This is a genomic window from Pseudomonas sp. SMN11 (assembly GCF_052041945.1).
Classification (GTDB): domain Bacteria; phylum Pseudomonadota; class Gammaproteobacteria; order Pseudomonadales; family Pseudomonadaceae; genus Aquipseudomonas.
Genome location: NZ_JBKGGW010000014.1, coordinates 37,175 through 60,671 on the forward strand (window position 1 = coordinate 37,175; position 23,497 = coordinate 60,671).

The 23,497-nt window shown below is 54.7% G+C and carries 15 protein-coding genes and 1 pseudogene; 4 read left to right on the forward strand and 12 right to left on the reverse strand.

Annotated features, from left to right (window positions below; genetic code table 11):
* Positions 1-400 precede the first annotated feature (400 nt).
* From ACLEJU_RS14230 to ACLEJU_RS14240, 3 genes are all read left to right on the forward strand, one after another.
* Entirely contained in the window at positions 401-2,467 is a 2,067-nt protein-coding gene (locus ACLEJU_RS14230) for a hypothetical protein (protein WP_435422859.1), read from the forward strand.
* A 173-nt stretch (positions 2,468-2,640) separates the two neighbouring features.
* A complete protein-coding gene (locus tag ACLEJU_RS14235) occupies positions 2,641-3,696 on the forward strand; it encodes an acyltransferase family protein (RefSeq protein WP_435422860.1) in 1,056 nt (351 codons plus the stop codon).
* 153 nt (positions 3,697-3,849) lie between these two features.
* Positions 3,850-5,058 (forward strand): alpha/beta hydrolase, encoded by a 1,209-nt coding sequence (locus tag ACLEJU_RS14240; protein WP_435422861.1) that lies wholly within the window; start codon positions 3,850-3,852, stop codon positions 5,056-5,058.
* Between the two features lie 264 nt (positions 5,059-5,322).
* Here the strand turns inward: ACLEJU_RS14240 and ACLEJU_RS14245 are convergent, their stop codons facing one another.
* The 5 genes from ACLEJU_RS14245 to rfbB form a co-directional block, all read right to left on the reverse strand.
* Positions 5,323-6,369 carry a hypothetical protein gene (locus ACLEJU_RS14245; RefSeq protein WP_435422862.1) on the reverse strand — a complete coding sequence of 349 codons (1,047 nt, stop codon included), beginning with the start codon at positions 6,367-6,369 and terminating at the stop codon, positions 5,323-5,325.
* A gap of 111 nt (positions 6,370-6,480) precedes the next feature.
* On the reverse strand, positions 6,481-7,029 hold the full coding sequence (gene rfbC / locus ACLEJU_RS14250; protein WP_435422863.1) for a dTDP-4-dehydrorhamnose 3,5-epimerase: 549 nt from the start codon (positions 7,027-7,029) through the stop codon (positions 6,481-6,483).
* Positions 7,029-7,910, reverse strand: a complete 882-nt coding sequence (gene rfbA / locus ACLEJU_RS14255) for a glucose-1-phosphate thymidylyltransferase RfbA (RefSeq protein ID WP_435422864.1) — start codon at positions 7,908-7,910, stop codon at positions 7,029-7,031. Before rfbA ends, rfbC begins: the two co-directional genes overlap by 1 nt.
* An 11-nt stretch (positions 7,911-7,921) precedes the next feature.
* Entirely contained in the window at positions 7,922-8,824 is a 903-nt protein-coding gene (gene rfbD, locus ACLEJU_RS14260) for a dTDP-4-dehydrorhamnose reductase (protein ID WP_435422865.1), read from the reverse strand.
* Entirely contained in the window at positions 8,821-9,921 is a 1,101-nt protein-coding gene (gene rfbB / locus ACLEJU_RS14265; RefSeq protein ID WP_435422866.1) for a dTDP-glucose 4,6-dehydratase, read from the reverse strand. The genes rfbD and rfbB overlap by 4 nt, the downstream gene beginning before the upstream one ends.
* 435 nt (positions 9,922-10,356) lie before the next feature.
* Between rfbB and ACLEJU_RS14270 the strand changes: the two genes are divergently transcribed.
* The gene (locus ACLEJU_RS14270) at positions 10,357-13,791 is read left to right on the forward strand and encodes a glycosyltransferase (RefSeq protein WP_435422867.1); all 3,435 of its coding nucleotides are present in this window, start codon (positions 10,357-10,359) and stop codon (positions 13,789-13,791) included.
* 209 nt (positions 13,792-14,000) lie between these two features.
* Here the strand turns inward: ACLEJU_RS14270 and ACLEJU_RS14275 are convergent, their stop codons facing one another.
* The 7 genes and pseudogenes from ACLEJU_RS14275 to ACLEJU_RS14305 all read right to left on the reverse strand — a co-directional run.
* Positions 14,001-14,681: an HAD family hydrolase gene (locus ACLEJU_RS14275; RefSeq protein WP_435422868.1), complete on the reverse strand. Its 681-nt coding sequence runs from the start codon at positions 14,679-14,681 to the stop codon at positions 14,001-14,003.
* Positions 14,678-15,373, reverse strand: a complete 696-nt coding sequence (locus ACLEJU_RS14280; protein WP_435422869.1) for a cytidylyltransferase domain-containing protein — start codon at positions 15,371-15,373, stop codon at positions 14,678-14,680. The genes ACLEJU_RS14275 and ACLEJU_RS14280 overlap by 4 nt, the downstream gene beginning before the upstream one ends.
* Positions 15,370-16,974, reverse strand: coding sequence for an aldolase catalytic domain-containing protein (locus ACLEJU_RS14285; RefSeq protein WP_435422870.1), 1,605 nt, complete (start codon positions 16,972-16,974; stop codon positions 15,370-15,372). The genes ACLEJU_RS14280 and ACLEJU_RS14285 overlap by 4 nt, the downstream gene beginning before the upstream one ends.
* 54 nt (positions 16,975-17,028) lie before the next feature.
* Positions 17,029-19,482: a glycosyltransferase family 2 protein gene (locus ACLEJU_RS14290; protein WP_435422871.1), complete on the reverse strand. Its 2,454-nt coding sequence runs from the start codon at positions 19,480-19,482 to the stop codon at positions 17,029-17,031.
* Entirely contained in the window at positions 19,479-21,953 is a 2,475-nt protein-coding gene (locus ACLEJU_RS14295; RefSeq protein WP_435422892.1) for a glycosyltransferase family 2 protein, read from the reverse strand. Before ACLEJU_RS14295 ends, ACLEJU_RS14290 begins: the two co-directional genes overlap by 4 nt.
* A gap of 144 nt (positions 21,954-22,097) precedes the next feature.
* Positions 22,098-22,904, reverse strand: coding sequence for a DUF4214 domain-containing protein (locus ACLEJU_RS14300; protein WP_440776685.1), 807 nt, complete (start codon positions 22,902-22,904; stop codon positions 22,098-22,100).
* Between the two features lie 111 nt (positions 22,905-23,015).
* Positions 23,016-23,492 (reverse strand): annotated as a pseudogene (locus ACLEJU_RS14305) (DUF4214 domain-containing protein); the annotation flags it as partial.
* Between the last annotated feature and the right edge of the window lie 5 nt (positions 23,493-23,497).

The window sequence follows — 23,497 nt, forward strand, 5'->3', positions numbered from 1 at the left end:
CTACAAAAAACTACCAAGCGGTGCGCTAAGGTACAGCCGGTTAGCGGGGCACGCCCGATTTGTGGGTATCCCTGCGAGTCACCTACGCTGAATGGCCTGCGGGTAACAGGGAGGGAAAGCGCAGCCGAGCATGCTGCGTGGGGACGCTCAGAAAATCCGTTTATCACGCTGAAATGCTTGTCCGTGCTGGGTTGTCAGGGGGCAGTCTTGATCCTCTCACCCTGAGGGCCCGCATCATAGCCGAGGTGTGCATTTGCTGCACCAGAAAAAGCACACGGCCGGGTACTCTGGCCCGCAGCGCAAGTCATGTAGAGGATCGGGAGTAAGCCGGTGTTCGTGGCCTAGGAAAAGGGTCGTTTGAAAATAGTCGCAGGGCGCTGTAGTTTGCCCGCGCGCAAGCATGACCGACGACGAGGGGGTGATGGTGGCAAGGGCGGAAAAAGGCATTCGGTACTGGGAAACGTATGTGTATGAAGGCCTGGTGGTCCTACTGTGTTTCCTGGCCTGCGTGGTGGCTGCAGGTTTACTGATTGGGGCGCTCGCTCCGCAGGATATTCCGGCGATCCCATCGGACCAGATGCTGGTCCATGCCAGAAACGGCCAGCCATACAGTGTGGCGCCCGAACCGGTGGAGCGCCTGATTTATGTAGTGCTCGCTGCCTTCGCGCCAATGCTGCTGGTCGGGTACTTCCTTTTTTCGGGAAGGGCAACGGCCCCAGGGCTTCACGCATGTGTTGCAAGCCCCTGGGTTCGGGCGAGTGCATTGGTGGCCACCCTGGTGCTGTTTGTCTTGCCGCTGGTGTCTTCAGAGTACACAAGACTCCTGTTTTTCCCGTTTGAATGGGCAAAAGAAAACCAGATCGGTTTCTTCGTGCTGTCGATGGCTGTGGCACTGGCGGTTACGCTGATGCAACGGGCAGGGAGTAACAGGCGTAGTCGACTTGCTGGAATGGGCTGGTGGGTGGTCGTGCTTGTTGCAACAGCATTGCAGATAGCGTCTTACCGTTTGCAGGCTATCGGCGCAGTGAACTTGTCGCCGGTCTGGTCCGTTCATGTCGATGCAGCCCTTTATGCACTGAATCAGGTGGTTCACGGGAAAACATTGATCGCAGACTTGCCTTCTCAGTACGGATTTTTTCCGGAAATCATTGCGCCCATATTCAAGGTTACCGGGTTGTCCGTCTTCTCGATGACGGCCTTCTTCTCGCTGCTCCAGGCCATCGGCCTGTTGGCGCTTGCGGTGCTGATCCGCAGGTATATCAACAATGGGGTGCTGTCACTCTTCGTCTTTCTCGCGTCATCGCTTTCGATGGGCCTGTTCATGTACCTGAACTGGCATGCTGACGATATGTATGTTCAGTACTTCCCGATCAGGTTCATCATGCCGGTAGTGGCATTGCTGCTGTTCTCCGCTTACGCGCACAGGCCGTGTTGGCAGTTGTATGGCGCCCTGGCGGTACTCGCCGGTGTGGCGGTGTTCTGGAATGTGGATACGGGTGTGCCGGTCCTCGTCTCTCTCTGCGCAACGCTGTTCGTGAAAGCTCTGTTGCGTGGCAACGTTCGCGAAGCGGCAGCCCGCGCAGCGCTTTTCCTGTTCATCGCCATAGGTACACTGATTGGATGCTTCGTGCTGCTGCGTATCAAGGCCGGGGCATCCCTGGACCTTGAAGAAATCCTGATATCGCAAAAGATTTTCTACATGACAGGCTTCGGCATGCTGCCAATGCCCGTTGCATTGGACGCCTGGCAAGTAGTCATTGCCTTGTATGCGGCAGGGATGGTTGCAGCACTGTATGCCTGGCGAAACGGTGCCGATGACCCGCTGTGTGATGTGTTGTTGTGCACGGCTGTTCTGGGGCTAGGGCTATTTGCTTACTATCAGGGGCGGTCGCACGTCAGTTGCCTGTTGCTGGTTTCCTGGCCGTGCATCTTCATTGCAGGCGTATTAGCCGACCGGCTGCTTTCGGCAGAGGGCGCCCGTGGTGCACTGCTGCCAATAAAAACGATGGCGTTTCCAATCGTGTTGTTCATGTCGATGGGCGCCGTGACCTTTATTGCCGTGAGCCCCTCGATGGCCCTGGACGCAGCAAACAACGTCACAAGCCTGAATGCCGAGCGTGATCCGACTGTGGCCGATGAACTGGCATTCATGCGCAGTACCTACCGTGGGCGCGACTGTCTGATTCTTACCCAACGCCAGGCCATCTATGCGGCGGAGTTGAATATCGCGTCGCCGCTGAAAGGACCTGGAATCGCTGAAACGTTGTTGCAGCGAGACTTGGACCGCCTGGTTAGAGCGGCGCTCGAACAACCCCTGCAATGCATTTACCTGGGCGTGGCCGAAGGTACGATTACGTATGTGGATGTGAACGACGCAGCGTTGATGGCCAGATACCCGGTAATCACCAAAAATCCCGCCGGCACCCTGATGCTGCTTGAGCCTGCGGCGGTGGCTGTGCAGAAGTGAGCCGTCAGAGCCGTGTCTCACTCGAATAGCCTGTGTCTGGGCTGGGCTGCCCGCGACAGCGACAGCCCAGGCATAACGGTGCCGTGCCCAGCTTCTGACCGTTTGTTGAGAAAAGGCAAGCGCGCGGGGATAATGTCGCTTTGACTTCATTCAGATAGCAATGGATTGTACGTGTGGAAAAATTTTATGGAATCCAGTACCTGAGAGGTACTGCAGCGTCCCTCGTCATTCTTTATCACTCGTTGGTCATGTTTGCAGTAGCGCCGTACTTTTCAAAACCCATTGGCGACTTCGGCGTTGATATCTTCTTTGTGATATCTGGCTTCGTCATGTGGGTCACAACCGAGGCTGGGAACAAGAGCATTTTCCGCTTCTGGCTGTCTCGTTTTCTGCGTGTGGCCCCGCTTTATTGGCTGTTCACCCTGGCGCTGGTTGCGGCGGTGGTCTATATGCCCAGCCTGTTTTTCAATACGCGCGGTGTCGACCTGGCTTTTCTGGCCAAATCACTTTTGTTTATTCCAGCCCTGAATCCTGATGTAGGGGATATCACACCTGTTTATACCGTTGGCTGGACACTGGTATATGAGATGTTCTTTTACGCGCTCTTTGGGCTGACGCTTTGGGTTGCCAGGCCAGCGCTCAGGGTCGTAATGATTGCGCTGGTACTGTGTTCGCTTGTGCTGTCGGGTGTATTGCTGAAACCTGAGGGGGCAGTGGCTATCACCTACACCAATCCAATCATTCTGGAATTCCTGTTTGGTGTCCTGGTGGGCTACAAGCGTCACTATTTGCTGGGCCTTGGCAAGGTGATGACGACTGCGCTCATTAGTGTTTCGATTGCCGCATTGCTGTTGGCCGATGCAGGTGCTGTGCCGAGGGTGTTGAGTTATGGCGTGCCAGCATTATTGTTGGTGTGTGGCGTCATTTCGCTTGAGAAATACCTGCGCGCCAAGGTGAGTAAGGCTGCCTTGCTGTTGGGGGAGGCGTCGTACTCGATGTATCTCTCGCACCCCATGACTCAGCGGGTCTGGTACGTGCTTTTCGTAGCGTTGTTCGGTCAGGTGGCCAGCAAGGAGCTTGCGATTGTGTATGCGGTTGGCGCCTTGGCAGTCGGCCTGCTGGGAGGGGTGATGTGCTATGTGGTCGTTGAGAAATCGCTGCTGAAATTCGCCAAAGCGATGACTGGCAACAAGTCTGGGCCGGGCGTGTCACTGCAAGCCCAGCGCTGATAAGTTCAATGAAGCATTGATGACTCCGTGGTCGAGATGATGACCGCTGGTGGAGTTTGTACCGGTTTGTTACAAGATCTTGCGACTAACCTGTAGGTGCGTAAGTGCATGCGTCGCTTGTATACTGCGATATTGCACAGGAGACCGATCAGCATGCGAAGGACCTCAATCCCCCTCGACTTCCCTGAGTCCGACAGGGTCATCTACGAATCTGAAAACCTAGTCGCGATATACTGCCGTGCGGCGGAGGCTCAATCCAGGCAGTTGGTTGTTGCATTTCATGCATTACAACTTACGCATTATTTGGATCTCCCTCGTAAGGGCCAAAGCCGTGAAACGCTCAGGGGCGCCGGTTTAGATACTATTCAAGTAATTCCGCGTGGTAATCATTGGTATCAGTATGACGATATTGAGCCAATGATCGCTGAGATACGCTGTATATCTGATAGGTATTCAGAGGTTGTAGCTTATGGTCAGTCCATGGGTGCTTACGGGGCTATTCATACTTCGGGGCTGCTTCGGCCTTCGAAAGTTTTCGCTATCTGCCCTCAGTTTTCAATTGATCCGCAAAAAATAAAATTCGACTCTGGATTTAAAATCTTGGCTGCGGGCATTTCATTTATACGCGATGATGTCAAGGAAAATACAAGTCAAGATAGTGAATTTCTTATTGCGTATGATCAATTTTATTCGATCGATTGCAGTCATTATCGTGAATATGAGCGGAGCCTAAAAAAAGTATTCAGAATGCGCATGCCATTTTGTGGGCATGGAGTAAGTGAGGCGTTGAAGGCAGCCGATATGATCCCCGACTATCTCCTGCGGTTGATAATTGGGGGGAAGGATGAAGTTAATGAAACCCGAAAAAAGTTTCGTACTCATAGGGCATGTGTCCCTGCATACGTAGATGCGCTGAGATTGGCGCTGACTAAGCGCCAATTGAAAAATAAAAATATGGTAGGGGGCAGTTATCAAGCCCTAAAGCTTTACGAGTCGAATAAACGCTTCTCATCTTTTCAGCTTTTTTGCGAAGTTGCTGAGCAGTTAAGTTCGCCGCAGCAAGCTGCAGCTCGATGGTTCTTCGCGATTTCTCTCTTTGGGGTGAACGCACCTTCGCTGGCATATGTGCGAGCGGTTAAGTATTCTCGACTTGGTGGTGATGTGGATCTCGCAAAGATGAAATGCCGTTCGGCACTTGAAAAATTTCCGAATGATTTCGGGTTGATGAGAGAGTATTTAGATATACTGATACATGATTCGGATTTTAGTGGTGCAAAAATGGCAGCCGCTGATCTTAAGAGACTTCATGGCTCGAAAGCTGATGAGGTAATTCGCAATCGAAGGTTGGCGCTTTCGGTTTAGTTTTGGCCGTAATGCCTCTAGTGCGTTGAAAGGGTTTATCCAATTTCTGTACATGGCTTGCGGGCTAGTAAACCTCTATGATGCAATAATTTTGCGCTGGCACGTGGCGAAAATCAGTGTCGTACTGGGATTGTGTAGATTTCTTGTCAAGGTCTGCGACGCCGGCTCTGGCACCCATTCTAATACTGGGGGGCGCGGTTTAGAGATGCCAGAGCGCTGCGTTGGGCTAGCTTTTAGATTCGGTGCTGACTCTTATGAATCGCATCAGTCGCTAAACAAAATATCCCTTGCTTTATTCATGCGGTCTTTAAGTTGAATAAAGTAACCAAGCTTTGGCGGGAAGCTTTTATCATGTCGCCGTACAGCGCCAATGAAATCGATGTAGTAACCTTTTAAGTCGACCGGGTATTCTGCCGTCGTGCCGGGTTGAAATTTTCGGCCGTTTAGAACGGCATGGCATGCGAAGGCGTTGCGGCCAATTTCGATTAGGGCCGTACAGTCTGGATATTGGCTTAAGATGCTTTTATTTTGAGGATTGAAAATGTCGGAAATGCCGCGGCGGCATAATGTGAAGGTGTTTAAGAAGATGTCCGAGGCCTCTCCGTTTCGATCTTGGCCATACAGATAAAAAGCATAAAGCAACATGGCTGAAGCTGTATTCCAATAGACAATATGCGCCTTAGCGCTATCATCACGCATTTCATAAATATCCTTCGCAATGTCAAATGCGCTGTCGCGGAGGTTATAAAATTCTGCCACTGGGATCAGGTTTGTGCCCGAAGAAATCCACCAGCGCAGCGAAACCGGGTCTAGAGGTGCCGGAGGCTTGTGAGTGATTAGGTCTCTCCGAATACGGATTAATTCACGTCCTAAGCCAGCTCTAGCCTCCGGATCCTCCGCCACACGGAAAGCAAGAACGGAAATCACACCCCAGAAAAACTTGCTGCTCCGATCCATCGAGAGGAATAGAGAGCGGAGGTAGTGGTAAAATATTGTCTTGTCAGATATCCTGCTACGAAAGTTGAAAACCTTTTCATTAAGATAGTGGATGTCGTGTGAGCGGCTTACGTCGAAATCTAATGGCGGAGAAATTGTAATTACCTCGCCATTGCTTTCTTTAATTAGCGCGCTATCAGTGATGAGTGAAAAGTCTTCCGGTACAGTGTAAGTGTATTTTCCTGGGCTTTCCAGGTTTGGTGTCTGCCAAGTTTTTCCATCGTCGAAACTTACTTTCGGTGAGCTTTCTGCCGCTATGCTGAGGCTTACGTCAAAAGCAGAGTATTCAAAATTTATTGAAGGCAACTGATTCACCTTTGGTTTCTAAGATTTTTGGTTGGATTCTTAGTCGAGATTTGCGAAATAAAGATGATATAGCGGAGCGAAAGCGAGGCTGTGAATTTCATAATCAGCCTCGCTTCGATTTCAATCGAATAATTCAGCGTCTGCCAATGCTGATCCCAGCTGGTCCTTGCCCGACAGGCTAGGAGTGAAGTCAATCGGCCACTCGATCGCGATTGCCGGGTCATCCCAGGCAATGCAGCGCTCGCTGCGAGGTGAGTAGAAGTCGGTGGTCTTGTACAGGAACTCGGCCGTGTCACTCAGGGTGACGAAGCCGTGCGCGAATCCTGGCGGAATCCACAGCTGGTTCTTGTTTTCGGCGGAAAGGACAGCGCCAACCCATTTGCCAAAAGTAGGGGAAGAGCGACGAATATCTACCGCAACGTCGAACACTTCACCCTGAATCACCCGCACCAGTTTACCTTGGGCGTGTGGCGGCATTTGGTAGTGCAGCCCGCGTAATACGCCCTTCACCGAGCGTGAATGATTGTCCTGAACGAACTCGGGGCGCTGGCCGGTGACTTCGCTGAAAATGTTGGCATTGAAGCTTTCGTAGAAGAAGCCACGCTCATCGCCGAACACCTTGGGGGTGAACAGGAAAACGTCGGGGATGGCCAATGGAACCGCGTGCATCAGAACACCTTTTCTTTAAGCAGGTTTTTCAGGTACTGCCCGTAGCCGTTTTTCAGCAACGGTTGAGCCAGACGTTCGAGCTGCTCGGCATCGATCCAGCCGGCGCGATAGCAAATCTCCTCCGGGCAAGCGACCTTGAGGCCTTGGCGGCGCTCCATGGTGGCGATGTACTGACTAGCATCAAGCAGGCTGTCATGGGTGCCAGTGTCCAACCAGGCGTAGCCGCGCCCCATGATCTCGACTTGCAGTTGTTCTTGCTGCAGATAGAGGTTGTTGAGGTCAGTGATTTCCAGCTCGCCACGGGCGGACGGCTTAAGACCTCGGGCCAGGTCGACAACCTGATTGTCGTAGAAATAGAGGCCGGTAACTGCATAGCTGGATTTAGGTACTTTCGGCTTCTCTTCGAGCGAGAGCACGCGGCCACTGTCGTCGAACTCCGCTACACCGTAACGCTCAGGGTCCTGAACGTGGTAGGCGAAAACCGAGGCGCCGGTTTCACGCTGGCCGGCGTTGAGCAGCAGCGACTGGAAATCATGACCGTAGAAAATGTTGTCGCCCAGTACCAGGGCCGACGTATCGTTGCCAATGAAGTCGGCACCGATGGTGAATGCCTGCGCCAATCCGTCCGGGCTTGGCTGCACTGCATAAGAAAGGTTGAGGCCCCACTGGTTGCCGTTACCCAGCAGCTGTTCGAAACGCGGTGTGTCCTGCGGTGTGGAAATGATCAGGATGTCGCGGATACCGGCCAGCAGCAGCGTGCTGAGCGGGTAGTAGATCATCGGTTTGTCATACACCGGCAGCAGCTGTTTCGATACCGACAGTGTGGCTGGATGCAGGCGAGTGCCCGAACCGCCAGCCAGAATAATTCCTTTACGAGCCATGAGAGTCCCTATTACTGAATTTCGTCCAGCATTCGTTGCACGCCTTGCTCCCAAAGCGGCATCTTGAGTTTGAAGGTGCTTTCGAGCTTGTCCAGCGCCAGGCGCGAGTTGCGCGGCCGTGGTGCGGGTACTGGATAGTCCTCGGTGCTGATGGCGCCGACCTGCTCGGCCGAAACTTTCAGCGCAACACCTTTACTGCCAGCGTGAGCCAGCACGAACCGAGCAAAGCCGTGCCAGCTGGTTTCGCCCGCTGCGGCCAGGTGATAGGTACCGGCCAACTGGCTTGCGTCTGCAGCATTGGTGATCTGTCGCAGGATGTGTGCGGTAACATCTGCGATCAGTTCAGCCCCGGTAGGGGCACCAAACTGGTCGGCTACCACATTGAGCGCATCACGCTCGGCAGCCAGACGCAGCATGGTCTTGGCAAAGTTATGACCCCGCGCAGCATACACCCAGCTGGTGCGCAGTACCACGGCGCGGGCGCCGCTGGCCTCGATGGCGCGTTCACCTTCGAGCTTGCTGCGGCCATAGACCGACAATGGACCAGTGGGCGCATCTTCCTGCCAGCAGCTCTGGCCGCTGCCATCGAACACATAGTCCGTGGAGTAGTGAATCAGCCAGGCACCCAATGCAGCAGCCTCGCGTGCCAGCACGCCAGGAGCCTCGGCATTGATCAGTGCTGCCAGCGCCTGTTCGCTTTCTGCCTTGTCCACCGCCGTGTAGGCGGCCGCATTGACGATCACATCGGGGGCTACTTGGCGTACGGTGGCGGCAAGGCCTTCCAGGTCAGCCAGGTCGCCGCAGAGTTCGCCACTGCCCTGGCGGTCCGGTGCGATGACTTCACCCAGCGGGGCCAGAGCGCGCTGTAGTTCCCAGCCTACCTGGCCGTTTTTTCCCAGCAGCAGGATTTTCACGCCTTGTTTGCTCCGTACTGCTGAGCAACCCAGTCACGGTAGCTGCCATCCATGACGCCTTTAACCCACTCCTGGTTGGCCAGGTACCACATTACAGTTTTGCGGATGCCGGTATCGAAGGTCTCAGCAGGCTTCCAGCCCAATTCGCGCTCGATCTTGCGGGCATCGATAGCGTAGCGGCGGTCGTGGCCTGGGCGGTCGGTGACATAGGTAATCAGCTCTGCGTATTGTTCGACCGGTTTGCCAGTCTGCTGATTGATCACCTGGCGCGAGGAGGCAGGGGCAAGCTCATCAAGCAGGCTGCAAAGGGTGCGAACGATGTCGATGTTGGCTTTCTCGTTCCAGCCGCCGATGTTGTAGGTTTCGCCGAAGGTTCCGGCCTCCAGGACGCGGCGGATGCCCGAGCAGTGGTCTTCGACGTACAGCCAGTCGCGGATTTGCTGACCGTCGCCGTATACCGGCAGGGCCTTGCCAGCCAGGGCGTTGACGATCATCAACGGGATCAGCTTTTCTGGGAAGTGGAACGGGCCGTAGTTGTTCGAGCAATTGGTGGTCAGTACAGGCATGCCATAGGTGTGGAAGTACGAGCGCACCAGGTGGTCGCTGGCAGCTTTACTGGCCGAGTAAGGGCTGTTGGGAGCGTATGGAGTGGTTTCGGTGAACGCTGGGTCGTTTGGCCCGAGCGTGCCGTATACCTCGTCGGTGGAGACGTGCAGGAAACGGAAGGCTGCTTTCTCGTCGCCTTCGAGGCTGTTCCAGTGTGCGCGTGCCGCTTCGAGTAGGCGGAAGGTGCCTACAACGTTGGTTTCGACGAACGCTTCGGGACCAGAGATCGAGCGGTCAACGTGGGACTCGGCTGCGAAGTGCACGACCGCGCGGGGACGGTGTTCAGCGAATAGCTGGGCAAGCAGCGCTGCGTCACAGATGTTGCCATGAACAAACTGGTGCTGTGCATTGCCCTCCAGCGACTGTAGGTTGCCCAAGTTGCCTGCGTAGGTAAGCGCATCAAGGTTGACCACGGGTTCGCTGTTATTCGCACACCACTGCAGTGCGAAATTCGAACCGATGAAGCCGGCACCGCCTGTTACAAATATCATAGAAAGCTGCTCTATTTGATCGAAAAATGTTGTCCTAAGCACACCACGCTGAGAAACTTCGCATCAACCTTAGCCAGAAAATCAGCGCGTGGGTGAATTAGACCACCCTGATATGTAAAAATACACACTTGATCGTGAGGTTGTGTTTGTCACCTCAATCGGCCAAGCCGCAGTACGGATCCAACGAAGGACCGCAGCAGAAGGCTCAAGGCTCAAGGTGATGGCGAGCAGTGCAAGCCTGCAGAGGATCAGCAGGCCTAGGCACTAAAGGTGCGTGAATGGCTGTGGGGGCAAGACGCTGATCCGGTGCAAATGGTTCTGAGAGTGTATAGGTAGACATTAAAAGTGCTTGCTAGTTAAGCTCGACTTGCAAGAAAGGGAATTATCCAATTATCCGCTTTTAATGGGTGATAGGAATAAATAGGAACGTCATAGATGTCAGTCAGGGAAAAAGATCAAAGTTTCGAAGGGCAAGCAGGTCTTGAGGTAGTGCCTGGGGCGATTGCGACTCAGCAAAAGGCTGGATCGTATAGAATTGCTTTGGATACCGCATATTATCGCCTCAGTTATGCTGACTTGGCTGAGTTGAGCGATGAGGATCTTGTCAGTCACTGGCATGCATTTGGATATCGAGAAGGGCGGTATGCGTCAGCTTCCCATGCAGCAGGCGATGCTGAACTCGCCAGCGAGAAGTCCGTCGTCGAAACGACAGCAGGGCTGAAGCCGCTTCCACTACAGAGCAAAAAGGTGGAACTGGACTTCTACCTTGCGATGTATCCAGACTTGAAAGCCAATGGCATCACTACACAGCCTCTGGCTGACCTCCATTATCAACGGTTTGGGAAATCTGAAGGTCGTTTTCCTTCTGTTGCAGAATGGGCCGTGAAGAATGACTTACCTGAGCGTTTGATTCCGACCGGCTTCAATATTTCTGCCGTTCTTGAGCGAAGCGCACGGGATGGCTTTGAAATAAGCCCTCAGCGAGTTTTTGATACGCTGTTAGGTAACAATGTCATCCCTCTACCGCTTGACGATACGCCGCACAAGACTCAGGTCGTACTGCTCGGTCTCGGTTCGTACTACCTTGAGTGCCATAAGAAGCAGCAGGGTCGTAACTTGCTTCAAGCCGCGCTCGGCATTGCACCTTCCGCTGAAGCTCTAAATAAATTGGGCTCCAGCTACATGGAGGAAGGGCACGTCAGTATTGCGCTTCGATACTTCGAGGCAGCATCGGATTTGCCTGGTGCATCGATCTGGACGGAGTTTAATTGTGCGCTTTGCTTGAATAGGCTGCATCGCCCAGACGAAGCGATTGAAATGCTCTCCAAAGGCATTTTGCGCAACCCTAATCATCGGGCGCTCTATGATGAGCTCGATCGGTTGGTCGATCAGAAGTGGCAAGACCTGCACGCGGCCATGTTGGTTCGTGTGGACATGCAGGATCGTGATCTTTTGATTCAGGAAGCGTGTGAGGTTGTAAACTTTATCTATCGCGCCTATCTGACCGCCAGCGGTGTGGATGCGTCGAATAGCGACTCCCCCATTCCAACGTTAGGGCCGTTGGGCGATATCAATACCGACCGTGTTCTTATTGTTGGTGATTTCCACGTTCCGCAATGCGTGCGCTATCGAATAGATCAAAAGCTGGAGCAATTGCAGCTGCAGGGTAAGACAGCCACCGCGATAAGCTGGACTGAGCTTCAGTTAAAGCAGAATGAATTGGCGCTGCATGATGTTGTGATATTTTATCGTGTGCCTGCCGTGGTGCAAGTCATCAAGGCCATCGCGCAGGTTAACGCCACCGGAAAACTCAGCCTCTACGAAATTGATGATTTGCTTTTCGTGCCAGAGTATCCGCCTGCCTTGGAAAGTTATGGCGGCTATGTGTCCAATGAGACCTATCGAGAGTTGACTCGAGGGATGGCATTATTCAACGCCGCTGCTCGACTGTGCCGTCATGGTATTGCATCGACAGAGCCGCTAAGGCGCGAGTTGCAAAACCTGGTGCAGGAACGGCGCTGCTGGCTTCACCGGAACGGCTTGGATAGCCTCAATAAAATTCGCACCACTGACAAAGCTGCCAAAAAGCACATTGATATCTTCTACGGAAGTGGTACGCAGGCGCACAATATCGATTTCATTGAACAGGCGTTGCCTGCAATTGAGCGCATATTCAATGATTATTCTGATGTTCGGTTGATTGTGGTCGGATATCTTCGATTGCCGAAGGCGTTTGAACAAGCCTATGAGGGAAGGTATATTCACCTTCCTGCAATTGATAGTGTCCAAGGTTATTGGTCGCTTCTGGAGCAGGCTGATATCAATATTGCCGTGCTGCATGATGATCGCATCAACTCGTGCAAAAGTGAGCTTAAATGGTTTGAAGCAGCGTGCTACGGCATTCCGTCCGTATTGAGCACGACGGAAAACTATAGAGATGTTGTCAAGGATGGTGAGGACGGATACCTGGCAAGCAGTGAAAGTGAGTGGTATTCGGCGCTGAAGCAACTGGTAGGTGATAGCGATCTACGCCTTTCAGTTGGGCAAGCTGCCCAACGTCGTGCAACTTCCGACTATGGTTTGGAGGCGCTAGGGAAATCCCTGAGCAAGAACATTGAGAGTTATGCTGCTGCTAAGCCTGCAGTAAAGAAAAAAGTCGCATTGGTTAACGTGTTCTTCCCTCCCCAGTCAATTGGTGGGGCAACGCGTGTTGTTGCAGATAATTTCTCGACGCTGGTGAAGGATTACGCTGGTCAATTTGACTTGTGTGTATTTACTGCTGATGTGGAGTGCCGCGAAGCGCACAAGCTTACTGTCTATAATCACGAAGGCTGTCGTGTTTATCGCGCGACTACGCTTTGGCGCGAGCATATGGACTGGCACCCGAAAGATCCTGAGATGTATCGTCTTTTCAACGAGTTTCTGGAGTGTGAAAAGCCGGATCTCATACACTTCCATTGTGTCCAGCGTTTAACTGCCTCTATAGTATCGGCTGCAAAAGATAGTGGCGTGCCATACGTTGTAACAGCGCATGACGCTTGGTGGATTTCAGATTTTCAGTTCTTGGTAGACCATAATTCTAAAGTCTATCCGCAAGGGCATCCAGATCTGTATCAAAAGATTGAGTTGCCCACCAATATCAAGCTCGCAGACTCTATCGAGCGTCGTCGCGATCTGAAGGAGTTGTTGCTTGGGGCCGCTGAGGTTCTGACTGTATCCAATGCATTCGCAGAGATTTACAGGGCAAATGGGATTGCTGAGGTGACTGTTACGCCTAATGGAATATCCGATAACGTACAGTGGCAGAATAAAGACACGGCCTACTCCAGTAAAGTAATTTGTGGTCACATTGGCGGAATGTCTGAACACAAGGGGTACTATCTGCTGAAGGAAGCAGTACTTGCATCTCAGCCTAAGAACATAGAGTTTCTTGTCGTTGATCACTCGAAGGAAGAAGGGTACGAACATCATTCGCTATGGGGAGACGTCCCCGTCAAATTTATTGGGCGGGTTAGGCAGGAAGATGTCGTTGATCTTTATCGTCAAATTGATGTTCTCTTTGCGCCTTCAACTTGGCCAGAGAGTTTTGGTCTTGTAACTCGAGAAGCCGTAGCTTGCGGTTGCTGGGTGGTTGCCAGTGATTTAGGCGGGATAGGTGAAGACATTGCTGAGGGGGTCAACGGTTACATTATTTCACCCACTGAAGCTGGGATTGTTAAAGTCCTGAGAGAAATAGATGGGGAAGTGGTTGTCCATAAGAAAACGTCCAGTGAAGTGGTTAGGAAAACTGCCGCTGATCAAGTCCGATTGCTGAGCAATATTTATGCAGTTTGGTCTGGAGATAGGGTTGAGAGTGGATTAAAGCAATGAAACACTTGCTGGTTGCTTTATCTGGATTTAGAAGGTTGTAAGAATTAAATAGTCGAATTTTGGAATATGGCTCTAGATTGATTTCTAGAGCCTTTTTTTGAGGGTGTTTGGTTGGCTAAATGGTGCTAAAAGTGCGTATTTATTTTTGTGTATAATTGTTGCGTTCGAGCGTAAGTTGCGTGGATTTACTTGTAGTTGTGTCGCCTCAATCACTGATTTGCTTGAGGGTTGATTAAATCTGTAAGGTAGGGGGTGTTGGTTATATTGTATTCATTACACCATTGCTCCCAATTTTGCACTTCTGACCAGGCGCTGATGAATGTGAAGTCCATGTTCGCGCTTTTGGCAGCTTGGTAGTCATATTTGCTGTCTCCCAAGAATAGAGAGTTTGGCTTGATGTTGAGTTTTCTTTCTTCGCGTTCTAAAATTTCTTCTTTGGCGTCAGGGCTTCCAAAAATCCCGCCGTCAAACATATCTGCGATATTGCGCTGTTTAAATATTGAGCGCAGTTCATTCTGGTCGCCACCAGAAACTATTAGCCAATTTGCATGTGCTGTTTGCTCGCGAAGATTGAAAAGGGCAGGCGAGATTTCGCAGCTTAGTAAGCCTTCCTGGACATGGTTTGCGTAATCGGAAAGCAGGGTGTCAACAATGTCGTTATTGGCTTGTTGTGGGATTATATGTTCTAGGAAATAGGAGAACTTTTTATAGCGAGATATACCGCCGTTTTCAACATGGTACCTCGCTAGCGCCTCGGCAGCTTGCTTTCCATAGGGGAGAGCAGCTTGGTAAAAGGCTTGAGTTTTTACTTTGTTGGAGTTGAGCACAACTCCGTCACAGTCGAATACCAAAGTGGAATAGCTGAAGAGATCGAGTTTGCGGATAGTCATACCTTTGCCAGTCCTTTCTCGATTAGGCATTCAGCGACCGTGAAGTCCTCAGGCCAGTCGATGTCATGGCTCACGAGTTTGTCAAGTGGGTAAAGGTAGGGCTTCTGCCCGATACGATCATCTAAAGTGCTGTAAATTTCAGTGCTAGCAATGAAGGCTCCACTATTTATCTCATGGATGGCCTCGAGCGTCTGGGTTCTAGGCCACTTTTCAACATTTCTGTCATAATTAAGAGGCTGCTGCTGATTCCACAAGAAGCTGTGAATAAGTGTTGTCGTCATTAGCGAGTCATAACCTTCGTTAATCTTCTTGTAATAAAGGGAAATAATCTCGTTGTAGCGATCAGCGGTTAAGAAGGGTGAGGTGACATGCGTCCAGAGTATGTTGCCTTCTTGGATTAGCGACGCCGCATGCGCTACGAGTTCATCTGTGCTTGTGCTGCTTGAAGACAGTGCGTCGGATCTTTTGTGAAGTTTGATCTTGTCGCACTTCAGCGAAGATGCATATTCAAGAATGCAGTCGTCATTGGTGCTTAGCATGATTTCGTCGATGCTACTCGACTCGATCAGTTGCTTAAGTTTTATTTCGATCAAACCAAACTTAAACCCTGCAAAAGGTTTAATATTTTTTTGCGGAATGCGCTCGCTTCCCTTTCTGCAGGGTAAGAAGCAAGTCAGCTTTTGTTTGTTCATTTAACAGGTCCGTAGATGCTTTGGCACTTGATGTCGTAGCGCGTTGGGGTCAGGCAGAGCAGAGGGGTGCTGCCTGGTGTAGCTTGGTACTTCTTGAGCAAGTTATTGGTGTCGGCGTTGCGCGGGTCTTCGCCGATGTATCCATCAAAGCCTGCCATCATAATCCGCTTTGCCTTACCGGAAGCAGCTACGGCCAGCGCATAAGCAACCACCAGTGAGGTCGGAATGGTGCAGTGCGTATCCTCGAAAGAGAATTTCTCGCTTTGTACATTCAGCCCATAGTCAAAAATATTCTTGCTTCTCAGCGCATCCTGTACATCGGCTGGGAGCATTGAGAACGGTGTGATTAGCGGTTGCGGCAGGTTGATATGGGCTTCACAGTCTGCAAGCAATCGCACGGGGTGGCAGGCTACCCTCACATCGATAAGCTCAGCTGCAATCGAGCTTTGTGTGTTCAATGCCACGACCAATGGCTTATGTTCGGTAATGAACTGCTCCAATGCTTGCCGGTGTGCAGCAACACCCGGTCCAGTACCCAGCAGCAGTACCTCCTTTTCCAAGAAAAGGCTTTGAGGTTGCCAATTTCCAGTCGGGTTGCCCTGGTAGAAATGCCTGGCAGCGTCTAATGTGTTTTCGCTGTATTTCTTTCCACCCTCTTTTCGAAGATGCTCAATGACAGCGAGAATATCTTCTTCCCCGAAGCGGGAGTCACTGAGCATTTGCTGGATATAAGTAGGGTGAATGCCGTACTTGCCAGCGAGGTAGTAATATGGATTGGTGCCCCAGCCATATTCTGCTTGCATGGGCTTAAAGTGTTCGCGAAGCAGTTGCATCAAAGGAATGAAGTTCGATGCTTTTTTCTCGCGTGCAGCGATCTCGATTGCCAGTTCTTCTGTGCGAGCATTCCCTGGCCCTCTGCCCATCCCGGTCACTGTCGAATCAAGCCAGGTGACACCTTCATCCATCGCGCGCAGTGAGTTGGACAATGCAAGGCCCAAGTTATCATGGGTATGGATTCCGAGCGGGCCACTCCACTCACTCTTGATCCAATTAATGATTTCAGCAACGTCGTTCGGCGACATGCTGCCCATGCTGTCCGCAAAGTAAAGAACGTCCAGTGGGAAGCCGGTCGCAAGTTTTGCCAGTGACTTGATTTCGCTTTCTGAGCAGTTAGCTACCTGCATCAGGTTAAAGCCGACTTGATAACCGCGCTCTTTCAGCCAGTTAGAGGCTGGCAGCGCATCGGCGAACTCGTGGACGTGGCATGCAATACGTACCAGATCAACAGGCGATTCATCTGCTTTAACAGGGAATAATAGGCTCAGCGCGTGCTGAAGCGGAAGCTGGCCGACCAGTTCGCTAGCATTCACCATCACACCGACAGTAAAGCAGGGTGGAATAGCCAGGGTGCGGAGGAAATTATCAGTTGTGTAAGCGCACGCGCCGCTGAATTTATTATTTTTCAGGGAGCGGAGCCCCAGCTCAATAGTGTGGATACCTGCGGCTTGCATGGCGGCGATGTACTGCGCTACCAGTGTTTCGGAGAAATTCCAGTTGTTGTAATAGCCACCGTCTCGTAGCGTGCAATCCAAATGCTTCATTTATGATCCGTCCATTTTGAGGTGGTTAATATCTGACCGGTTCAAGGCTGTCAGCTAGTGGCTGACAGATTCCATGGGTCGGCTAATTTTTTGATCTTTAGACGTTGTATCTGGCTTCGTGACTGAGGGGTTGTTGAGCCGCTGGCCAGCGCGCTGCGGTGGTAATGCGATCCCACCATAAGGACCAGTCAAGTAATCGAGGCTAAGTGCGGGGTGATAATTAAGGTCTGTTTGAGTGGCGCCCCAGCGCTTAATGAAATTCTCTTGCTCGCGTTGAGCGCGTGCTTTTTTTTCCGCAGTGAGATCTTTGCCTCGGCTGGCTGACTCGGCATGAATCAGCTGCGCAAATGCACTCCAAAGCAAGTGCATCCCTCGTTGCTGAATTCGCAAACACAGGTCCACATCATTGAATGCCACGGGAAACGCACGCTCATCCAGCCCGCCGACATCATCGAACACCGATTTGCGCAGCAACAAGCAAGCTGCAGTCACGGCGCTTTGCCTGCGGCTGATCTGGTTCATCCCAAGGTATCCAGCATCGTGCTGTTCCAGGTTGTTACCTGTATGTGCAGCGAGGCCATTGATCCCCACAACCACGCCACCGTGCTGCACCATACGGTTTGGCCACAGCAGTTTCGCCCCCACTGCGCCAACATTCGGGCGGAGCAACTGAGCAACCATTTCCTTGAGCCACCCGCCGTCGATGATCTCGATATCGTTGTTCACCAGGCCAATCAGCTCGCCCGTCGCAATGCTGGCAGCGCGATTGTTGATGGTCGAATAGTTGAACGGGTAGGGATGGTGCAGAAGGGTCACGCCCCGCGCCTTGATGTCCTCGAAATAGGCCAGGGTCGCGGGATCGCTGGACTGGTTGTCGACAACGATGATTTCCAGGTTGGGATAGTCGGTGTCGTTCAGTAGCCCTTCGATGCAGGCATGCAATAGCTTGTACTGATCCCGAGTCGGCACGATCAGGCTCACGCGTGGCAATTGTTCAGGCAGCGGCCAGTGGGCTCTGAGGAGTGCCGGGTAACCCGCCACGCGACTCACCGAAGCTCCCGATGCCAGCGCCTCGCACAACCACTCCACCGCGCGCAGCCGTTGCAGCGACGGCTCTGCCTGCTCCGGGCTGGCCGGTGCATGGTGGGCTCGGTGGTAAAGCACGCGAGGCAAGTGAGCTACCGTTTCGTCGCTGTTCTGAGTGGCCAAGGCCACGCCTGCAATCAGCTCGTGCCAGTCAACGGATGCTTGATCACCTCGGGCGCTCAGCAGTGCAATGGCTGTTTCTATCATGCTCGCGCCAAAGATCGCACCCGGCGTGAAGATATCGGCCCCGATGAACAGGTCGATATCCCACACTGGTTTCAGCCAGGGCAGGCTGCGCTCGCCTTGAGGGCCGTCCCGGTCACAATCGGCAAATGCCCACGCACTGCCATCATCGAGCAATGCGCTAAGGTGAGGCAGGGCATGGGGTGCCAGGCGATCACCGGCATGCAGCGGCAAGATGCGATCACAGCCTGCCGCCAGCAGTTGAGCAATCCCCGGTGTCAGGTCTGCCGAGGGTGCGATGGCCAATGTATGAACGTCTTCACGATTACCGCCGAGGCTCGTCAGGCTGATTTGCTCCAGGGCTTCTTCACCTTCGCTGATCAGCAACAGGCCGAGCTTGCCTTGCAGGGCAGGGGAGTCCTTTTCATCCAGACGCTGAAACGCCTCGAACCACTGGGGGTAGCTCTCCCAGCCAGCACTTTTCGGCAGGCGCAGACTTTGCTCGTTGGCGACTGCGCTGAGCAGCTCCAGTGTTGCGGCATCCTGCGTCGAGTCAAGCTGCTTGATCAGGCCCTCCACACCCTCTGGCCAGCAGCGCAGGCGGATGGGGCTGCCCGCGAGTGGCTGCCCCAGGTCATTGACCACATCCAGCACATGCATTTTGCCGTCAGCCAGCTCCCAGGGCAGGTCGATCGCAAATCCGTGGTCGCTGGTAGCTCTGTATGCGAGGGCCTGGTTGTGCACGTTGCACGTGGCCTGGCTGATGACCTGGTTACCTTCACGCACGGTCACTTGCACATGGCGGCGCGGAGCCTGTGGGTCCCAGCACCAGCCGCCGACCCGCAGGCCGCCGGTGTGCCACACCTGTGACGCAACGGACGCAGTGTCCTGACTTGGCGTGGTGGGCAGTAGTACCTGGCCATCGAGAGAAACCGCCTGGTTGGCGATCTGCGCGGTGATGACGCGTGCTTCATCAAGCCAGCTCTGGCGCAGCTGCACGACAAACCCGTGGAACTGGTCGCCGGCCGGCGCTTGCGGCTCGTACTGGTCGGCGCGGGCGAGCGCGACACTGGCGCCATCGACGAACACCTCGATGATCAGGCGTTGTTCCGGCTGTGCATTATCCATGGCCCAGCCATGTAGCACGTCACCCTCCAAGCCGAGGATGGCGCCACTGAAGGCAGGAGAGATGACGGGCTGCTGAGCCGCCTGTGGTTGGTCCAGGAGGTGTTGGGTCATCGGTCCGGGCTCGGTGAAAAAGGCAAAGAGGTGTGGGGGGATGCGCCGGCTTCGCTTGCCAGCAGGCCACAATCAGCGAAGAGTGGCTGGGCCAGTTCTTCCGCGAGGGCCGGTGCATGCCAGCCGCTGCCAGGGTTCTCGACGAGGCTCAGTACGGCTTCGCAGCCAGCTGCCTGGGCGCATTCGGCCAGGCTGAAGTCATGGACTTCAGGAAGCTCGTGTACGGTTCCGATGGCTCTCAATTGTTTAAGCCAAGGGCTGTCGCTCCGTGCCAGCAAACGAATGGGCAGTTGCTCGCGCCTGATGTGCCTGGCGAGCTTTAGCCAGCGCTGGGCGGTGTCAGGATTACGCAGGTTGTCGCCAATCAGCAGTACCTTTGGTGTTACGGCAGGTGCAATGCTGCGAGTCGAATTTGTTTGTGCGAGCAGATGGGCACCAGGCAAGGCCCTGGCATAGCTTTGCTGAAGTGCCTGCCAAGGCAGCTGCACGCTGGTGGCTTCCCGGGCAAAGCGCTGCCAGTCGTAGTCACCTTGCAGGTTGAGCAGGTGGTCGTCGTGGCAGAGGATGCAGTACGGGATGTCCAGCAGGGAAGGGAGGTCGCACAAGGCCATCGGGCAGCCCGCCAATTGCTGGAACACCAGGTTCTGAACCGGCAAATTTCGTAGGCATTCGACCAAACGGGTGAGGTCGCTCGGCAGCTCGAACTCCAGGTTCAGCGTCAGTGGCTTCAGGGGTGCGCGCAGCACTGCCCACTCGCGATGGCTATCGCGGTGGTAGCTCAGGCTGAAGTCGGCGTCGCTGTTCGAACCGTCATGGATGTACAGGGCCTTGTCGGCCCCAGCTGGCCAGCAAGCGTTCTGTTCGTTTGCCGACTTGTTGGCCAGGTGCTTGAGGCGCGCCTGTTGCAGCGCTTGCCGGGCCGGCTTGATCGGGTCACGCAGGGTGAAGGCGTTGTACCGCGCCGAGGCATCCGGGTAGCGTTTGCGCAAAATGGCATTGTTGTGCGCCACGCGCATGATCTTTTCGGCACCGAACGAGATGCCGCCCTGGTGCGCAACAAACACATTCGGCGCCCCCATGTGCCGCCAGCCATGCTCGCGAGCGCGCAGGCACCAGTCGGTTTCTTCGCCATAGCCACGCGACAGGTGCACCTCGTCCAGGTAGCCCGCCTCATCCAGCGCGGCGCGCCTGATGTACAGGCAGAAGCCACAGCCGGTCTCGATCTCCATTGGTGGGCTGTTCACCTGGCGGGCTAGCTCGTCCAGCTCGGCCTGCGCCTTGGCGCTGGGCATGTCATGGCACACCTGGCTCTGCGGGAAGCTCATCAGCTCGCCGTTGTTGGTGAAGGGCGTGACCGAGGCGATGTCTTCGGCGCTATAGGCCACCTGGCGCAGGCGGTCGAGCCAGGCGCCGTGCACGCGGGTGTCGGCGTTCAGCCACACCACGTCCTTGTTCGGGCTCAGGGCCATGGCGCGGTTCATGGTGCGGATGAAGCCGAGGTTCACGGCGTTCTGCACCAGGGTGATCTTGCCTTTGGCCGCCAGCACCTTCAGCGCCTTGGTCAGCTTGGGCTGTGGCGAGGCATCATCGACCACCACCAGGCGGTGGGGCGTGCGGTTGAGCTTGCGGGCTTCAAGGGCGCTGTTGATGCACTCAAGGGTTTCTTCAAGGCCGTCATAAACCGGGATCAGTACATCAACCGGTTGTTCCAGGCCGCCACCGCCTGCAGCAGGCGGCGGCACCAGGGCAGGCATGGCGTACACCGGGCTACCGTGCAGTGGCGAGCCATCGGCGAAGCGAACGTGCACGGCGGCTGTCGGGTTGGGCACGCTGATACGGATGCCGCCATGGGTGGCAGGCAGGCCGGCCGCGCTCAGCAGCGGGTGAGGGGCGCTGGCTGTAGTTGAGACTCTGGCACCGTTGGCCTCCAGCAGCAGGGCGACTGGCGTTTGCAGGTTGCGCAGGTCGATGGCCCAGCCATGGATTTCCCGGCGTTCCTCGATGTAGCGCATGACGCCGACCGTAGTGAGGGGGTCGGTTTGTGCGGCCAGCAGCTTGAGGACCAGGGCCAGTTCCTTGCCTGAGGTGATCTCCGGCAGGTTGGCGAGGATCGTCCTGCGCAGTTCGGCGGGCGCTTGCGCCTGGCTGCGGGCCTCCCACAGGGTCATGCGAATGGCCGCTTCGTTGGGCTGTTTGCGCCACGCCGTGGTCAGGTATTTGCAGGCCAGGGCACTGTGCCCCTGGGCCAGCAGGCTGCGGCCGATCAGGGCATGGATGTCGGCGCGCTCGGGCAGGGCCCGGGCGGCATTGCTGAAAAACAAAAAGGCCAGCTCAGGCGCCTGCGGCAGGGCCGCGATGCCTTTCCATACTTGGGCTTCCGGCCGGTACTCGGCGGTTTGCAAGGCGCGCTCGAGTGCGGCGGCCGCCAGGTCATGCGCATTGGCCTGCCGGTGGCGGTGGAAGATGTCCATGAGCGTTTCGCGCCCATGGTCAAGAATTCTGGACATAAGCTTGGCTTGGCTACAAAAAATAAAAAGAGGGGCGACCCGGGAGTCGCCCCTTTGGCATACACCCGGCCTTGCGGCCGGGCATACGCTTCGCTACGGCAGTGCTAGTTACACCTGGCCGTGCAGCACAACGACGTTGTCGTTGTGAGCTTCGCCTTCGGAGGAACCAACGATGCCCAGAGCGACGTCAGCGTGGGAAGCACCGGCTTCCAGCTGAGCGGTCCAGTGCGCCTTACCGGCGTCGTCCGCACCGCGGCCCAGAGCCGACTGGTACAGCGAGTCGATGAAGTCGCTATCGGACTTGTTGCCAGCCTCTTCCGAACCGACGATTGCCTTGGCAACGTCTGCGCGGCTGGTGCCGTTAACGAGTGCCGATACCCAGCCCTGCAGGCCGCCAGCGTCAACTTCGCGACCCAGCACATTGCTGTACAGGCTCGAGACGAACTCGCTGTTGCTAGCGTCCAGGTTCTGCGCTTCAGCCGAAGTGGCGATGCTCGCGGCCACATCGGCCAGGCTGCCACCGTTGGCCAGCACGGCTTGCCATGCGGCCAGGCCGTCAGCTTCAGCACCGCGGCCCAGCAGCGCCTGGTACAGCTCGTTCAGGGAAGCAGTGTTGGCTGCGCCTGCGAACTCGTTGGAGTTCAGGAAGCTGTTGGCGATGTCGGTCAGCGAAGTGCCGCCGTTGACTTGCGACACGTAGTGCTGCGCACCACCCAGGTCGGCGTCGCGGCCCAGGATGCCTTGGAACAGGCGCAGGGCGTCTGCTTCAGCTTCGCTGTGAGCCAGGGCAACGGTACCACCGCCAACGAAGGTCAGGAACTCAGCGTTGCTGATCTGGGCAGTTTGGTTGCCAGTCAGGTTAACGTTGAAGTTGTTGCCAACGGCGAAGTTGTAGTCGCCGCGTGCGCCGTCCAGCTGGACAACGTCGAAGCCTTCACCGGTGTCAACCACGTCAGCGTGGTTGCTGCCGCTGAGGATCACGGTGTCGGTGCCCGAACCGGTCTTCACGTAGTTGTTGCCTTCGCCAGCGATAACGGTGTTGTTGCCGTTGCCGGTGATGATGGTGTCGTTACCAGCGCCAGCATCGATGATCACGTTCTGATCGCCAGCAACGGTGATCACGTCATCGCCGATACCGGTGGTGATGATCTGGTCAGCTTGAGCGGTAGCGGCCAGAGTGGCGGCTTGAGCGGCTGGAGTCGGAACGTTGACAACCAGGTTGGCTTCGCTGTCCAGGATGAAGACATTGGCGCCAGCAGCTGCGGCCTGGGTCAGGTCGACAGTTACTTGGTCATTCTTCTCGCCTACGACGGTGCCAGTCACTACGTTGGCAGTGCCGCTTTCTGGCAGAACCAGGTTCACGCCATCGAAGGTTGCGAGGTTGACGGTCGCGTTTTCAGCGTCCAGGCCCAGCAGCGAGCTGATGGCGTCGACAGTGGTGGCCGACAGGGAGGAGGCTGCCAGGTGGTCTTGCAGTTCCGAGACGGGGTTATCGTATTGCATTGTGT

What these genes read in the sequence shown, in the direction of transcription:
- ACLEJU_RS14290 (WP_435422871.1), bottom strand. Translation starts at nt 19,482, where the DNA reads ATGACCCAACACCTCCTGGACCAACCACAGGCGGCTCAGCAGCCCGTC.
- ACLEJU_RS14240 (WP_435422861.1), top strand. Translation starts at nt 3,850, where the DNA reads ATGCGAAGGACCTCAATCCCCCTCGACTTCCCTGAGTCCGACAGGGTC.
- rfbC (WP_435422863.1), bottom strand. Translation starts at nt 7,029, where the DNA reads ATGCACGCGGTTCCATTGGCCATCCCCGACGTTTTCCTGTTCACCCCC.
- ACLEJU_RS14230 (WP_435422859.1), top strand. Translation starts at nt 401, where the DNA reads ATGACCGACGACGAGGGGGTGATGGTGGCAAGGGCGGAAAAAGGCATT.
- rfbB (WP_435422866.1), bottom strand. Translation starts at nt 9,921, where the DNA reads ATGATATTTGTAACAGGCGGTGCCGGCTTCATCGGTTCGAATTTCGCA.
- ACLEJU_RS14270 (WP_435422867.1), top strand. Translation starts at nt 10,357, where the DNA reads ATGTCAGTCAGGGAAAAAGATCAAAGTTTCGAAGGGCAAGCAGGTCTT.
- ACLEJU_RS14280 (WP_435422869.1), bottom strand. Translation starts at nt 15,373, where the DNA reads ATGAACAAACAAAAGCTGACTTGCTTCTTACCCTGCAGAAAGGGAAGC.
- ACLEJU_RS14285 (WP_435422870.1), bottom strand. Translation starts at nt 16,974, where the DNA reads ATGAAGCATTTGGATTGCACGCTACGAGACGGTGGCTATTACAACAAC.
- rfbA (WP_435422864.1), bottom strand. Translation starts at nt 7,910, where the DNA reads ATGGCTCGTAAAGGAATTATTCTGGCTGGCGGTTCGGGCACTCGCCTG.
- ACLEJU_RS14295 (WP_435422892.1), bottom strand. Translation starts at nt 21,953, where the DNA reads ATGGACATCTTCCACCGCCACCGGCAGGCCAATGCGCATGACCTGGCG.
- ACLEJU_RS14275 (WP_435422868.1), bottom strand. Translation starts at nt 14,681, where the DNA reads ATGACTATCCGCAAACTCGATCTCTTCAGCTATTCCACTTTGGTATTC.